Annotated in this window: 15 protein-coding genes; 2 read left to right on the top strand and 13 right to left on the bottom strand. The window is 38.2% G+C overall.

Annotation, left to right across the window (positions count from 1 at the left end; translation table 11 throughout):
* Positions 1-189 precede the first annotated feature (189 nt).
* The 4 genes from ACEN36_RS11495 to ACEN36_RS11480 all read right to left on the bottom strand — a co-directional run bounded on the left by ACEN36_RS11495 (position 190) and on the right by ACEN36_RS11480 (position 3,830).
* The gene (locus ACEN36_RS11495; RefSeq protein ID WP_407097372.1) at positions 190-753 is read right to left on the bottom strand and encodes a DapH/DapD/GlmU-related protein; all 564 of its coding nucleotides are present in this window, start codon (positions 751-753) and stop codon (positions 190-192) included.
* A gap of 417 nt (positions 754-1,170) precedes the next feature.
* Entirely contained in the window at positions 1,171-2,151 is a 981-nt protein-coding gene (locus tag ACEN36_RS11490) for an aldo/keto reductase (protein ID WP_407102062.1), read from the bottom strand.
* A 145-nt stretch (positions 2,152-2,296) separates the two neighbouring features.
* On the bottom strand, positions 2,297-2,995 hold the full coding sequence (locus tag ACEN36_RS11485; protein ID WP_407102060.1) for a YczE/YyaS/YitT family protein: 699 nt from the start codon (positions 2,993-2,995) through the stop codon (positions 2,297-2,299).
* A 94-nt stretch (positions 2,996-3,089) separates the two neighbouring features.
* Positions 3,090-3,830 carry an SDR family oxidoreductase gene (locus tag ACEN36_RS11480; RefSeq protein WP_407097368.1) on the bottom strand — a complete coding sequence of 247 codons (741 nt, stop codon included), beginning with the start codon at positions 3,828-3,830 and terminating at the stop codon, positions 3,090-3,092.
* A gap of 217 nt (positions 3,831-4,047) precedes the next feature.
* Between ACEN36_RS11480 and ACEN36_RS11475 the strand changes: the two genes are divergently transcribed.
* Positions 4,048-4,917: a MurR/RpiR family transcriptional regulator gene (locus ACEN36_RS11475; RefSeq protein WP_407102058.1), complete on the top strand. Its 870-nt coding sequence runs from the start codon at positions 4,048-4,050 to the stop codon at positions 4,915-4,917.
* Between the two features lie 287 nt (positions 4,918-5,204).
* Here the strand turns inward: ACEN36_RS11475 and ACEN36_RS11470 are convergent, their stop codons facing one another.
* The 7 genes from ACEN36_RS11470 to ACEN36_RS11440 all read right to left on the bottom strand — a co-directional run bounded on the left by ACEN36_RS11470 (position 5,205) and on the right by ACEN36_RS11440 (position 11,082).
* Positions 5,205-7,112, bottom strand: a complete 1,908-nt coding sequence (locus ACEN36_RS11470; RefSeq protein ID WP_407097366.1) for a heavy metal translocating P-type ATPase — start codon at positions 7,110-7,112, stop codon at positions 5,205-5,207.
* A gap of 158 nt (positions 7,113-7,270) precedes the next feature.
* A complete protein-coding gene (locus tag ACEN36_RS11465) occupies positions 7,271-7,564 on the bottom strand; it encodes an iron-sulfur cluster repair di-iron protein, ric (protein WP_407097365.1) in 294 nt (97 codons plus the stop codon).
* Positions 7,565-7,596: 32 nt separating this feature from the next.
* On the bottom strand, positions 7,597-7,830 hold the full coding sequence (locus ACEN36_RS11460; RefSeq protein ID WP_407097364.1) for a heavy-metal-associated domain-containing protein: 234 nt from the start codon (positions 7,828-7,830) through the stop codon (positions 7,597-7,599).
* 182 nt (positions 7,831-8,012) lie between these two features.
* Positions 8,013-8,630, bottom strand: a complete 618-nt coding sequence (locus ACEN36_RS11455) for a CadD family cadmium resistance transporter (protein ID WP_407102055.1) — start codon at positions 8,628-8,630, stop codon at positions 8,013-8,015.
* A gap of 16 nt (positions 8,631-8,646) precedes the next feature.
* Positions 8,647-9,012 carry an ArsR/SmtB family transcription factor gene (locus tag ACEN36_RS11450; RefSeq protein ID WP_407097362.1) on the bottom strand — a complete coding sequence of 122 codons (366 nt, stop codon included), beginning with the start codon at positions 9,010-9,012 and terminating at the stop codon, positions 8,647-8,649.
* Positions 9,013-9,187: 175 nt separating this feature from the next.
* A complete protein-coding gene (locus ACEN36_RS11445; protein ID WP_407126627.1) occupies positions 9,188-9,970 on the bottom strand; it encodes a YibE/F family protein in 783 nt (260 codons plus the stop codon).
* Complete coding sequence (locus ACEN36_RS11440) at positions 9,967-11,082, bottom strand: YibE/F family protein (RefSeq protein ID WP_407126626.1); 1,116 nt, start codon at positions 11,080-11,082, stop codon at positions 9,967-9,969. Before ACEN36_RS11440 ends, ACEN36_RS11445 begins: the two co-directional genes overlap by 4 nt.
* Before the next feature lie 175 nt (positions 11,083-11,257).
* Here ACEN36_RS11440 and ACEN36_RS11435 point away from each other — a divergent pair, with 175 nt between their 5' ends.
* Complete coding sequence (locus ACEN36_RS11435) at positions 11,258-12,409, top strand: ArgE/DapE family deacylase (protein ID WP_407102052.1); 1,152 nt, start codon at positions 11,258-11,260, stop codon at positions 12,407-12,409.
* Positions 12,410-12,629: 220 nt separating this feature from the next.
* Here ACEN36_RS11435 and ACEN36_RS11430 read toward each other — a convergent pair whose 3' ends face one another.
* Positions 12,630-13,178, bottom strand: coding sequence for a hypothetical protein (locus ACEN36_RS11430; RefSeq protein WP_407102051.1), 549 nt, complete (start codon positions 13,176-13,178; stop codon positions 12,630-12,632).
* Positions 13,179-13,220: 42 nt separating this feature from the next.
* A complete protein-coding gene (locus ACEN36_RS11425) occupies positions 13,221-14,561 on the bottom strand; it encodes a UvrD-helicase domain-containing protein (RefSeq protein WP_407102050.1) in 1,341 nt (446 codons plus the stop codon).
* Positions 14,562-14,564 lie beyond the last annotated feature (3 nt).

Genomic DNA, 14,564 nt, shown 5'->3' with positions numbered 1-14,564 from the left:
AAATGGATTGAACTTTTAGTGCCCAATTGACTACAATAAAACGTTGTTGTTGGATGCTAATGGAATCAGCTAAATAAGCAAAATTTTCTGGAAATAGTCATCCTTTGCGTAAGCATTCGATTTTTTTACTTTTTTCAAGAAAATAATAATTCAGAATATTCTGACTATATTTATGCAACACTAGTGGTTTTAATCAATTTCTTTAATGATTCTCGCAGGTGTGCCTGCAACGATCACATTATCTGGTACATCTTTCGTAACGGTAGCATCTGCTGCAACGATAGCATTTTTACCGACAGTTACACCAGCCAAAATCGTTGCATTTGCACCGATCCAAGCATTCTCTTTGATGCGAATCGAATCTACTATTATCCCTCTTCTTTTTACTGGGTCAACTAGATGGTTCACTGTTAGCAAACGAGCGCCAGGACCGATCAATACATGATCTTCAAGGTAAATACCGCCTAAGTCAACGAAAGTAACATTTTGATTGAGAAAAATATCTTTCCCAAATGAAATATGTTTCCCGAAATCTGTGTAAAAAGGCAGAGAAACCGTAACCGAAGAATCGATCGATTCACCTGTGATTTCTTCAAGCGATGCGATCACGTCTTCTGGAGCATGGTAACCTGTATTCAATTCCATCACTAATCTTTCATTACCTGCCTTTTGCTCATGTATTTCTTCAAAAAGCGGGGAATCTTTTACAATTTCTTTTTTAATGATTCGATTTAATAAATCTTTCATCATCATTAGCCACCTATCCAATTATTTCTTGTTATTTCCATCATACTAGGCTAAACCTAACTTGGCTAATACCTATACTTCATACTTAGCTATTCTTTTTAACTATAACTAAAGAAGTTTTTTTGGGGGTTTCCCGTAGATTGAATTTTTTTGACAGAATGACAAGATAAATAATCTTTATCTACCTTATGGAGAACATTCTTGTGCTCACAAGTCAGGTATAGGAGATAAACCTGACTTACCGTAATGATTTTATGACCCACAAGTAAAGTAATTTTTTTACTTCTTCATGTTTTGCCATTTTACATTCCCCTATCTTATTTGTATTCGACCCACTAATTTTCAATACCTATGTCTGCCTTATAAACTTATAGAGCTCACCGATTACTCAACACTGAGAAACGATAAGCTCCTTTTTTATTCTTAAATAGCACCCGTAACTTTATGCGGCAAATAAGGTTCTTCTAAATAAGCGATTTGCTCTTGTGTCAAAACAATGTCAGTCGCTGGTATGGCATCAAGTAAGTGGCTTTCTTTTGTTGCGCCAATGATCGGTGCAACAACTTGGTCTTTTTGAAGCAGCCATGCTAATGCAATCTGTGCTCTCTTCGCTCCATGAGTTTCTGCTACTTCGGCCACACGTTCTACGATCATTTTATCTTGTTCTTCTGTTTGGTCATATTTGGACTTCGCTGTCGTATCGGTGATAAATCGTTTTGTCTCTGCGCTCCAATCTCTTGTCAGCCTGCCAGCAGCCAATGGACTGTATGGAGTAACTGCGATTTTTTGGTCCTCGCATAAAGGAAGCATCTCTCTTTCTTCCTCACGATACAACAGGTTCAAATGATTTTGCATAGAAACAAACTTGGTCCAGCCATTTTTTTCTGCCACTGCTTGAGCTTTAGCAAATTGCCAAGCATACATAGCTGAAGCACCAATGTATCTTGCTTTCCCTGACTTCACTATATCATGCAGCGCTTCCATTGTTTCTTCAATTGGCGTATTGTAATCCCAACGATGAGTAATATATAAATCTACATAATCCATATCAAGACGCTCTAAACTTTGATCGATTTGATGAAAAAGAGCTTTTCTGGACAGCCCGCCGCTGTTAGGAGCTTGTTTCATTTTCATATAAGCTTTTGTAGCGACGACAATTTCATCACGATTGGCATACTCATTAAGAGCTTTTCCAAGAATTTTCTCGCTTGCACCATAAGAACAAATATTGGCTGTATCAAAAAAGTTGATCCCTAGATCCAAAGCCTTTTTAATGACTGGTTTACTTTCGTCTTCTTTCAAGACCCATTCATGAAAACCACTATTCGGATCCCCAAAACCCATGGCACCTAAACAAATTGGCGAAACATCCATACCTGTATTCCCAAATTTCACATATTCCACTCTAATTCCTCCTAAACTGAATTTTGATCGTTGCAAGTCTTACTTTAGCTCTTGGAGTTCACTCCAAGTCAAGGAAAAAGAACTCTAAATTCAAAGAATTCTTTTTATTTCTATTCTATTAGAGGGAATATAGCCTCCAAATAATTTAATCCATCGCTTTATATTGTTCTACAGATTTTATCTCAACTTTTCCAACTGACTCTTCTTCTAAAAGATTCAGTCGTTTAAAAAGAGGCCGCAATTTGGCCATGAAGAATCCCATCAAGGGTGCAAATAGCAGCATACCTATGATCGTACCTTCTCTTAAAGTTAGAGGAAGTGAGAAACCAAAAGTAAGAATCAGTACGACCGTGACACTGATGAAATCCATTCCTTGTCTGATTTTTGGAAAATCAAATCTGGTAGCTTGCGAGATAGCCATACAGAAACCTTCTAAAGCAAATGTCACCACATTGAGCACCATCACTGCGCTCACAAGCAGCGCCATGAGGACAAGTGCCCCTAACAGTAAGAAAAGGTTGACCATGTAGCTGTCGATCGTAATCGGCCCCAACACATCATACAAGAAGAAATTGATAATGGTCCCTAAAAAAACGTTCAAAGGCAACTGCAACAACTGAATCCATTTGAAATTCTTTTTTAAGATGAGGATCTGCCCTAAAACACAGAGACTATTGAACACCATTCCAATGGTCCCGATTTTTATGCCAGACAGATAAGATACTGACTGAGCCATAGCATCCCAAGCTCCAACGCCGATGGCTGCTTTTAGGGAAATAGACGCTCCCATACCAACCATAACCATTAAGACGGTTAAAAGAGTCACCCTTTTTAGTTGTTTCATGCACATCCTCCATTCTATCTGAATAACCAGAGTCAAAATAAAAGCAGTCGAATTCTACATTACAATCAATAAAAGCCCTCTTTATCAGAGTAGTCTATTCAAATCCTTTTTTAGTAGGGAGAAGAACGATTTCACTAACTGTCACCGTTTCCGGTGTTCCGATGGCATAAATCACTGCGTCCGCAACATCGCTGGATTTCAACCCGATTTTGTGTTGAAGATCCTCTGTCCATTTGCGGCGTTCCGGATCATTAATTGTATTATGGAGTTCCGTATCCACAGTCCCTGGAGAAATGACCGTACTACGAATATTGTTTTCTCGCTCTTCTTGGCGCAAGCCTTCCATAATAGCAATGACCGCCGTTTTTGTCCCGCAGTAAACTGCTCCGCCGGGGAATACCATATGTCCAGCTTCAGAAGAAGTGGTGATGATGTGACCAGATTGCTGTTGCTTCATGATTGGAAGGACAGCAGCTATCCCGTTCAATACTCCCATCACATTGATATCGATTGTTTGCTGCCATTCTTCGTATCGTTTTTCTGCTAACGGAGCTTGAGGCATGACTCCTGCATTGTTGAAAAGGACATCTACTCGTCCGTATTTTTCAAGCGCTAAATCTACTACTGCCTGAGCTTGGTCTTTATCAATGACATCTGCGACCGCATAAGAAATATCTGCGTTCGGTAAGGATTCAACTAGCGTTTTCAAACGGTCTTCTCTACGAGCTGCAACAACTAGCTTAGCTCCCATTTCTGCAAGCTTTTGTGCTGTAGCTTCTCCAATACCGCTTGAGGCTCCCATAATAATGACGACTTTGTCTTGAATAGCAAACATTATTTATGACTTCCTTTCTTTTTTCACTTAAAAAAGCGCCTTCATTCTAATTCATATGGCACTTCAATTTCACAGCTCTTTACTGTCATTATATAGGAGGTTCCCTTATTAACAAGACAATCAAGTAAACATCAAATGTCGTTTACAATTTATTTACAAAATCAAACTTTTTTGTAAACGCTATTTACGTGAGCTATACTAAAAAAGGGTGATAAAAATGCTGTTAACAGAAAGAATGAAAGAAAAGATTTTCTCTCCTTCAGAAGAAGCCATTATTGACTATATGTTTGATCAACGGGGAGATATTCGAGATAAAACTACAAAGCAAATAGCTGCAGAAACCTATACCCATCCTTCAACATTGATACGTGTTGCCAAAAAACTGGGGTATCAAGGATGGGTGGAGCTGAGAAACGTCTTTAGTGAAGAAGTCAGCTATTTGAATAGTCCCTTTAAAGATATAGAGGCTAATTATCCTTTTGAAGAGGATGATTCGGTTCTTACCATCGCAAATAAAATAGCCGCACTAAAACAAACGACCATCAGCGACACTTTGTCTTTGCTCAATAAAGATGAGTTGCAAAGAGCCGCAGAATTGTTGAATCAAGCAAAAGAGATCAAAATATTTGCGATAAACAATAACTTATTTCTTTGTCATGACTTCAAATCACAGATGACCCGTATCGGAAAAACAGTCCATCTTTGTACTGTAGATCAAGGGTATGAGGCAGTCAATTGTGATCCAAATACTTGTATCATCCTCATCTCTTACACGGGAGAAACTAAAGAGATCGTCCATTTGCTGCCGATTTTAGAAAGCAGAAAAACGCCGATCATTGTGTTGACCAGCATTGGTGATAATACATTAACGAAGCAGGCTGATTGCGTCCTTCGTATGACCACGCGTGAAAAGCTGTATTCCAAAATAGGAAGTTTTAGTTCGAACAGTTCGATCTCTTTCCTTTTGGATACTCTTTATGGCTGTGTATTCTCCAAGGATTACCGCAATAACTTAGACCATAAAATCAACATCTCAAAATACTATGATCAACGTCAGAGTTTCAATAAAGTCATTGATGAAGAGTAAATCTTTAACCAGCAATAGGAGCAAGTCAGCAAAAAAAAAAGTATTCTGCTAATTTGGAAGCTGTTCTCACTTTTTTGCGTTACCTATTGCATTGATTATTTGGATAAAGGGAACGCAAAACTAAGTTACGTTCCCTTTAAAGGCAGATGATCTCAAAAAAGGAACGCAAATCGGATTTGCGTTCCTTTTTTGGCTTGAATTTTGACTAAAGGGCACGCAAATTGACTTTCGATCGTTTAGAAGCAGCGTAACCAAATTGCAGGATGCTTTCTTTTTAGATAGACCTTCTAGGTCACAGATATATTTGATGTTGATGTAGTTGTTGCTTTCTCGCGATTTTGTTTGCCGTTCAATTTGTAACTCAACAACCTCATTCCGTTAAAAATAACGACTAAGATACTGCCTTCATGCACCAACATTCCGATAGACATATTCATCCATTCGCTGAAGAAAACACTGGCCAGTAAGACTAAGACCACACCAACTGCGATAAGGATATTTTGTTTCATATTCCGTGCAGTGGCTTTTGTCAATCCTAAGGCATGAGGCAAGCGGCTGAAATCAGAGTTCATCAAGACAACATCCGACGTTTCAATCGCCACATCTGTCCCGCTCCCCATTGCAATTCCGATATTCGCCAAAGCTAATGAAGGACTGTCGTTAACACCGTCTCCAACAAAAGCGACGATTTGCCCCTGTTGTTGTAAGTGTGCGATATGCGCTGATTTGTCTTCGGGCAGCATATGACCATGCGCCTCTGTTAATCCCAATTCACGCGCCACCACATCCACCGTCCCTTGGTTGTCCCCCGAAAGAACAACTAAGTTTTTCACACCTAACTTTTTCAATGCTTGCAACTCTTTTTTGACTCCCACACGGATCTGGTCGCGAATGCCCATCAGGATCTTCAATTCGCCATCGACCGCTGTCAGAACAAGCGAATTCCCGTTTTGTTCAAATCGCCTTACATCTGCTTGCGCTTTATTATTGAGCATCACGTTTTCTTTTTCCATTAATGCTACATTACCCACAGCTACCCGCTGGCCATCCACATTGGCTACGATACCGCCGCCTTTGACAACTTCTGTCCCTTCTACTGTCGAAAACGTCGTTTCTCCTATTTCTTGCAAGACGGCTTTTGCGAGCGGATGATCGGATTCGCGTTCTACGCTGGCCAAATACTCAAGTGCTTCATTCGAATTGTCACCATAAATCTCTATCTCCGCTACAGTTGGGTTCCCTCTTGTCAGCGTACCTGTTTTATCAAATACGATCGTATCCACTCGGCTGAAGTCATGGATCACTTCACTACCTTTAAGAAGAACACCATTGCGAGCTCCATTTCCAATTCCAGCAACATTTGAGACAGGTACTCCGATAACCAAAGCACCTGGACAGCCCAGAACCAAAATAGTGATAGCCAGTTCGATGTTTCGGCTGAACAGCCACACTACAAATGAGAGGACCAAAACAGCCGGCGTGTAGTATTTGGAAAAGCGGTCAATGAACCGTTCTGCTTCCGACTTGGAATCTTGCGCTTCTTCCACGAGTTCAATGATTTTCCCAAACGTCGTATCTTCTCCCACTCGGTCAGCTCGGATTTGAATGGTCCCATTTTCTAAAATCGTTCCGGCATACACTTCAGCGTCCGTAGTTTTGTTTACCGGTACAGGTTCGCCTGTGATACTGGCTTCATTAATATGCCCTGCTCCCGACAAGACTGTACCGTCTACCGGAATTTTTGCACCGGTCTTGACGAGCAAGACGTCGCCTTCATCTACATCGTCCACATCTACTTCTTCAAATCCTCCATCTTCCATTTGGCGCAAAGCACTTTCTGGTGCCATTTCAGTCAGTTCTTTGATCGCCGAACGTGTTTGGTTCAATGTGCGTTGTTCCAAAAAATGTCCGAATAAAAATAAAAACGTCACGATAGCGGATTCTTCATAGTTTTGGATCCAAAATGCTCCAATAACAGCGATGGTGACCAAGACATCGATGCTGACGACTTTTACTTTTAGGGCTTGGTACGCTTGAACGGCAATAGGAGCAACTCCCAAAATAGAAGCGATGATCAAAGCTCCTTCAGAAAGCCCCACATTTTCTAAAACAAAATGGCTGAAGAATCCAAATACGATCAACACTCCGCTGATCAATGTAAGATGGTTTTTCTTACTTAATAGATGCTGCTGCATGATTTTTTCCTCCTGTTTTTTATTGTTGAGTATAGTATAAGATGATTTCTCAATATAATAATTGACTGCCATCAAGTTTGAGACATTAGTTTTCTATTTGAACAAAAAAACTCCAGAAAGAAAAGTCTCTATTTTCTTTCTGGAGTTTATATGATGAATCACGCTTGATAAGCTTGGTCTGTTTCCAAAAGCATGTTATACACTGCTGCATACGTTTCACAGACATCGCCGGGAATGGCATAATTATCTGTGATCTCACGCAATTGTGTAAATTCTGCATCCAAATCTGGTTTAGCAGAACCAGCTGCATGTGTTTTTTCATTGATTGCACTGAATAAATCCCGCACCTCAAACGCTTCGGGGTGGTTCTTGCCATGTGCACGAGTGATCGCTGCAGTGAACAGGTCTAATTTTTCAAAATTTTTGTTTGCTGCTTCATTGAATGTTGTCATGATGATACTCCTTCTTTCTTGATTGGATTCTTTTAAGCTGATTTCACTTTTGTTTTAAGAACTGGATAGCCCAAGTCTACGATCGCTTTCTCGATTTGTTCGATGGAAACAGTCTGTTCATCAAATTCCGTTTTCACTTTGCTGGAGTTGAACAATACTTTGACGCTTTCTTTATCGATCCCGTTCAATCCTTTTACAGCGTTCTCGATTTTTTGCATACAGCTTGGACAAGACAACGTTTCTAATGTAAGGACGGCTTTTGTCATGATGTATATCTCCTTTATTGTTTTTTGTAGTAGAGGTTTTCACTCCCTCTTCTTCTTTACAACTGTAGTATAGCCGATTTGTGAAGAAGGAAAATTGACGCTGGTCAAGTTTTGAAATCTGATCTCTAAAAAAGAAACGACCACCCAGAATATGCCTGGAAAGGCCGTTTCAAATTTTAACATTAAGCTAAAAAACTTAGTAGAGCTTGAATAGTTCCATTCTCTACCATAATGAATATCCCTAATCCAATAAACACAACAGGCACAATGATCCGTTCATATTTTTCAAGCGTTTCAGAGACAAAAGAAATTTTTGCTAATCGATAACTGATATAACAAAGAAGCGCAATCGAAATAGCAAATACAACTAGAGCTATTCCAATTTCTAGAACCGACAGAGCGGTAAAGTAAGGAATGTAAATACCTAGATTATCGCCGCCCGATGCAATCGTTATTAAGGCAACAGTCCAGAACAAGCGACTTGTTCCTCGAGACTCTAGCTTTTCAACTACTTCCTCCTCTTCTTCTTCCTCTTCACCCACTAAGGCAACTCGAATCCCTAAATAAATTGGAATCAGACCAAGAAGCCCAATCATCCAATCTTGAGGAATAAAATTCAGTACATATGCAGCAAACAAACTCACTGCTACCAAGATTCCTGTTCCAAGATATTGTCCCCAATAAATATGACGGATTCCCTTTTTGGTATGACTTTGCGAAAAAATAATCAACAAAATAAATAAATAATCAATACTAGTAGAAATATAAACAGCTATGGCTGTAAAAACACTTTGTAACAAACTTGCTTCCTCCAAACTAAGATTTCATAATTTTATTTTCTGGTACATTGAAAAAAGCACGAATGATCGAATGTACTTCTTCATTCGCTATAGAATAATAAACCATCTTTCCATCTTGTCGCGATATTGCCATTCCATGCTTTTTTAAAAATCGTAAGTGATGTGACGTTGTAGCTATACTTGCATTTAATACAGCTGCCAAATCACAGACACACATTTCCTTGTACGTTTCTAAAGCATAAAAAATTTTGATCCTAGATGTATCTCCAAAGCATCTCCCTAACGCAAGTAAACTTGAAAAGTCTTTTTCGTCCAATATGCTTTTTACATTTTCTACTTTTTCTTTATGTACGATATTCGTTTTACAAACCTCTATACCCATTATCCTCACCTCTCATTCAAATATCTATTTGAATGAATTATATCTTTTGGATTATCCTTTTGTCAATCGCCTCAACGTACCTGGTTTTCTTCTATCAGTCCTGAAAGACGTAACAAAAAAAGATCGTGCTGAAAATCTGTACGATCTTTTTTGTCCATCAAGTATTTCTCTATTGTTATTCCGCTTTACTGTAGCGGAGCTTGTCTTTGTATTTGACCATACTGTATGCTGAAAGCCATGCTGTGATTGGGATGATCAAAATAGCACCCGTCCCTGTATAAAAAATCGAAATCACTTCAGAAACGAATACTTTCGAATTTAAGACTTCCGCTAAAGAATAGCCTAAATCTTTGAACCAAATAATCAGCGCCAGATAACCGCCGATAAAAGCAAAGAACAAAGTGTTTGTCGTCGTCCCCAGGATATCTTTTCCAACCGTCATCCCGGATTTGAATAACTGGTACCGATCTAAAGTCGGATTGTGAAGGTAGATTTCGCTCATCGCAGAAGAAATCGAGATAGCTGTATCTGTTATTGCTCCGATCGTTCCCATGATGATCGTACAGATGATGATGTCGCCAAAATCAATCCCGACATAAAATGAAAATGACAGCAACTCTTCAATTTCTTCTATCCCAAATCCTTGAATTTTAGACTTCTCTACCAATATAAAAACAGCGAAGATCAACAAAATCAACGTAAGAATCGTTGAAACAAATGCCGTAAGAGATTTGAAATTAAATTGATTGATGTAAAACAAATTGATGCAGCTGATCAATACACATGCAATAATCGTCAAAAGGATCGGATTGATTGCTTGGTCTGTCATAAGGATAATAGTGATCAGCATGATCCCGAAGTTGAAAAACAAGGCCAGAAAAGAGCGCGTTCCTTTTTCACCGCCAATCACTTTCATGAGGAAAAATAAAATCAGCGCCAACCAAATCAATGCATTCATTTGACCACCCTCCCCTTACGAATGAAGTAAATCGCTGTATAGATGCTAATGGGAATCGTTAAGACGATCCCGATGCTTCCTACTAGCGCCCTCGTCAACTCTAATGACAAATTCATCGATAGCGTGTAATTCACTGCCATGCCGTTTTTCAAATACAGCAAGATCATCGGGATACTGCCGCTCACATAGGCAAAGAACAGCACATTGGCCATCGTCCCCATAATATCTTTGCCGATTTCTTTGCCAGATGCTTTCAAGTCTTTCAAGGCGATTGCCTGATTTTTCTCCGTCAGCTCATACAGCGAAGAAGTGATCGTGATAGCAATGTCCATTGAGGCTCCTAGAGAACCGACTAAAAGGCTGGCTAAAAATACCGACTGCGGATTTCTGGTGATAAAAGCCATCTCTTCGTACCGCAGTCCTTCTCCAGCTGTCAATTTAATGACCGCATAAGCAATCAGCAACGACGAGAATGTCCCTGCCACAGTGGCTAAAATAGCCGCATGGGTCTTTTTGTTGTTTCCGCTCACCAACAACAATGAAAAGACTGTAAAGAAAAGCACCAGTCCGCTGCAGATCCAGAATAAATTTACGTCTTCTCCCTCAGTGTAGTAATTCATCGCCATCATCAATACCAAAACATTGACGACTAAACTGATTAATGAATACAAACCACTCTTTTTCCCGGCCCATAGGACCGTCACAATAAATAGCCAGGCAGCAACTACGATAAACGTATCTCGTTTAGCTCCTTCGATATTTCCTGTCAAATGCGTTCCCTCATCGTTTTGAATACTCACGAAGATTTTATCTCCCATTTGATATTCGTGGTCCGCCGCACCGGATGCGGAGTATTGGTTTTCCATTAGAATACGTTGCCCTTTATGGTCGCCGTTTTTGATTTCTCCGATCACCGTTTGATCAAATACTTGATCTGTATTGCTCAGGGAATCTACCATTTCTTCTTCATCCGTCACCGTAGTTTCTATCACTTCTGCTATCGGCTTGTCGTATAAGTAAAAGTTGTTTTGTACAAATAAGATGGATAACACCATACTGAGTAAAATTAATACATAGGTTATTAACGTTTTATTTTTCCATTTGATATTCATCAGAATACCTCCAATTGAATGAGTATCTCAGTGTAGCCTATCACTTTTCGTTCTTCAGAGACAACCTTTTTTTTAGCATTTTAGCCCCTTATTTGAAGGTTTCATCTGCTTCATGTAAGATTGATGTAGAGAGTACGGCAAGTTTTAGGATAAAAACAAGAAGTAGCTAATTAGGATGAGTGTTTTTACAGAGCAGCAAAAATTAACTATTTTAGAAGATCTTGTAGCTATTAATAGCGTCAACGAAAACGAGATCGAAGTAGCGGAATACCTAAAGAAATTGTTCGCAGAGTACGGTATCGACTCCACGATCGTTCCTGTTACAGAAACCAGGGTCAATTTGGTAGCGGAAATTGGGTCAGGATCGCCGGTATTTGGGATCTCAGGACATATGGATGTCGTCTCACCAGGGGATGTCTCCAACTGGTCGACAGATCCATTTGTGCTGACAGAAAAAGAGGGCAAGCTTTATGGACGCGGGGCTAACGACATGAAATCAGGACTGGCTGCTTTAGCCATCGCTATGATTGAATTGAAAGAAAGCAACACCTTAACGAAAGGTTCTGTCCGCTTCATGGCAACGACTGGTGAAGAAGTCGGCGGAGTTGGCTCGAAGAAATTATATGAAGAAGGCTACATGGACGATGTCGATGCTTTGATCGTCGCAGAACCCTCTCAAGATGTAATCGTTTATTCGCATAAAGGTTCCTTGAACTTCAAAGTCACTTCGAAAGGACAAGAAGCGCACAGTGCTATGCCGCATTTAGGTTACAACGCGATCGATCCACTAGCTGAATTCATTACTCGAGTGAACGCAGAAGTACGCGACCCGAGCCGCTCAAATGAAACGCTGGGCGAATTGATTATGAACTGCACGATCGTACAAGGCGGGCAGCAAGTCAACTCGATTCCTGAGGTTGCTGCTGCAGAATTCAACGTGCGGACGATTCCTGAATACGATACGGAAGAAGTCATTGCCAAATTCAATGAGATTGCTGAAGAAATCAACAAGCAAAAAGATGCTAAGATTCATGTAGAAGTCACAATGGCTCTGCCGAGTGTGTTCACAGATGGAAAATCTGAACTGGTAGAAATCGCTCAAGATTTAGGCGAGAAGTATTTCGGTGAAAAACCTGGAACGATTGGTTCTCCAGGAGTAACTGACGGATCCAACTTCCTGCGCTCTAAAGGCGACGAGTTCCCGTTCATGATGTTTGGACCCGGCTTAACTAAAATGGCTCACAAAATTGATGAGTACGTGCACAAAGATGTTTACTTGAAATTCATTGATTTGTACAAAGAAATGATTTTAGCATTTAATCAGTAAAATCACAGGCCCTAGATTAACTACGAAAATTTATCAAAATAGATAAGAGCCTGGGACAAAAGGTCTCTATAAAAAATGCATTCCCAAAACTACTGGAATATTCATCCAATAGTGGGAATGCATTTTTTCTTTTTATTTCATTGCTACTATAGAGATGGGACTAAATTTTTTGAAAAAACACTTTTGTCCCAGCTTCTTATTGTATTGTAAAAATAGTATTTTAAATTTTATTGTGTTTTTTTAAGTAGCTGGATAGTGAGAGTATTTCTAAAGAGTCATCTGTATTTTTATCAATGATATAATAATAATCTTTTTTATCAGTTCCCTTTATTATTTTAGATGCTGCAATCATTGCTTGAATGTATTCTTCTACTTCTTTTTCACTTAGTTCTCGATTAATTGATGCAATTATTTCTCCATTATCGGTTTTAATTTTAATAACGATATTTGTTTGTTCTAAATCTTTATTTGCTCTCAAAATTTTAGCATTACTATATTTAATTTTTTTTATAACAAAGACCAAGCCTTTTTTTAGAGCATCATAAGCAGCTGGCATCAATAAACCTCCTGCTACTAGATTAAACAAGTTATTGTTTAATATAATTTCTATACCATCGAAAATTGAATTTTGGATACCACGTTGCTCCAAGAAAAGTATGTTCATATTGTTTAATTCAAAAACTTGCTGTAACTCTTCCCTTTCTATGTCTGTAAAACACATTGAGCCATTAATTATAATTAATCCTTTTCGGTCTAACTTATCATCCATAAAGTCACAACTCCTTTTTCATTTTTAATAAAATACGTAACATTAAATAACATTCTTAAAGAAACTAGCTATATTTTCCTTAGAGAATTTCATCTCGGATTCGATTGTTATCAATAAATCAAGATTTTCTTTAGAACGGGTTAGTCCAACATACAAGTTAGCTGCAATTTTCCCTCCTATTTTCTGACCAAGGATATATGGAAAGATACTTGGCGTTACTATAAATAAACAATTTTTTTCCCCTAAACCTTTCACAGACTCTATGGACCTTACAATATATTTATCATTTTGAACGTTATTGGTTTCAATCTCTAAAGCTTTAAGTATTTTATAATACTCAGCTGGTTTTACAAATCCGTAAGGAAGTGTTCTTTTTATTGCATCTTCTGGCTTAAATTTATGAACGATTACTTGCTTTGTTAATTCATATGCTAAAGTACTGGCACTTTTTATTACCAAAATATCGCTTATCGGTTTTTCCTCTTTGCTTGAAATAACAATTTTTAACTCATTAAATAGATAGTTATCCATTCTTCTTGGAGCATGAGTGTCGAATCGTTCGTTTTTTTGGTGTATATACTTTAAGTCATAATTCTTTTTTTCGATAAATTTATGTAAGTCATCTATTTCAGATTCAAAATAATAATTAAGTGTACCTTGTCTTTTTTGAGGAGAGAATTGTTGTTCATTTTCTCCAATAAATATATTCGAAAAATTTAAATGACATTGCGGACATCTAAAAGATTCTTTAATATAAGTTACCTCTTGGGAGTATTCCCTTATTAATTCAGGAAGGCATCCCAGACCTTTTAAATCTTGTTTGGGGTCTCCTATTACTTCTACATATAAGCCTAACTCATCAAACTTCATCAGTATTTCTTTAAAATTTTTATCTATATCTTGCGCTTCATCTACGTATAAAGCATCAAAATACTTAGAGAATAAATCCTGAATATTACCTCTAGTTTCTTTGTGCTTTTTTCGGTCACCTGATTTTCCGCACATTACATATTTTGCTTTAGCGGTGAATGTATCTACATGCAAAAAACCTTTCTCTTCTAGTCTTTTAAGTTCTGAATTTTTAAATTTAGGTTTGTCACTTAGACTAGCATTGGAAATATGATGGAATTGTTTTCCATATAGAATAAAATAATAAGGATTTATCAGTTCTGAATTCAGAAAAGAATGTATTGTACTAACTTTGATATTTTTAGGAATTTCTCCATAATAGTTTTTTAACTTATCAATGATTGTGTTTACTGAAGAATTCGTAAATGAAACACAATAAATTATTTTACCATTATTTTTTAATTGCCTATCAATTATTTTCTGAGCTAATTTAGTCGTTTTTCCAGCTCCAGCTCCAGCAATTTTAATTTCCATACT

Origin of the sequence: Desemzia sp. FAM 23989, assembly GCF_045528345.1 — a bacterium.
GTDB lineage: Bacteria > Bacillota > Bacilli > Lactobacillales > Carnobacteriaceae > Desemzia.
Note: the sequence above shows the minus strand (reverse complement) of the source record. Positions and strands in the feature narration are given on the sequence as shown.

Bases quoted from the DNA above. Each gene is read 5' to 3' on its own strand.
- ACEN36_RS11475 (WP_407102058.1), top strand. From the start codon at position 4,048: ATGCTGTTAACAGAAAGAATGAAAGAAAAGATTTTCTCTCCTTCAGAA.
- ACEN36_RS11480 (WP_407097368.1), bottom strand. From the start codon at position 3,830: ATGTTTGCTATTCAAGACAAAGTCGTCATTATTATGGGAGCCTCAAGC.
- ACEN36_RS11430 (WP_407102051.1), bottom strand. From the start codon at position 13,178: ATGGATGATAAGTTAGACCGAAAAGGATTAATTATAATTAATGGCTCA.
- ACEN36_RS11485 (WP_407102060.1), bottom strand. From the start codon at position 2,995: ATGAAACAACTAAAAAGGGTGACTCTTTTAACCGTCTTAATGGTTATG.
- ACEN36_RS11450 (WP_407097362.1), bottom strand. From the start codon at position 9,012: ATGGGTATAGAGGTTTGTAAAACGAATATCGTACATAAAGAAAAAGTA.
- ACEN36_RS11495 (WP_407097372.1), bottom strand. From the start codon at position 753: ATGATGATGAAAGATTTATTAAATCGAATCATTAAAAAAGAAATTGTA.
- ACEN36_RS11465 (WP_407097365.1), bottom strand. From the start codon at position 7,564: ATGACAACATTCAATGAAGCAGCAAACAAAAATTTTGAAAAATTAGAC.
- ACEN36_RS11445 (WP_407126627.1), bottom strand. From the start codon at position 9,970: ATGAATGCATTGATTTGGTTGGCGCTGATTTTATTTTTCCTCATGAAA.
- ACEN36_RS11440 (WP_407126626.1), bottom strand. From the start codon at position 11,082: ATGAATATCAAATGGAAAAATAAAACGTTAATAACCTATGTATTAATT.
- ACEN36_RS11470 (WP_407097366.1), bottom strand. From the start codon at position 7,112: ATGCAGCAGCATCTATTAAGTAAGAAAAACCATCTTACATTGATCAGC.
- ACEN36_RS11460 (WP_407097364.1), bottom strand. From the start codon at position 7,830: ATGACAAAAGCCGTCCTTACATTAGAAACGTTGTCTTGTCCAAGCTGT.
- ACEN36_RS11425 (WP_407102050.1), bottom strand. From the start codon at position 14,561: ATGGAAATTAAAATTGCTGGAGCTGGAGCTGGAAAAACGACTAAATTA.
- ACEN36_RS11435 (WP_407102052.1), top strand. From the start codon at position 11,258: ATGAGTGTTTTTACAGAGCAGCAAAAATTAACTATTTTAGAAGATCTT.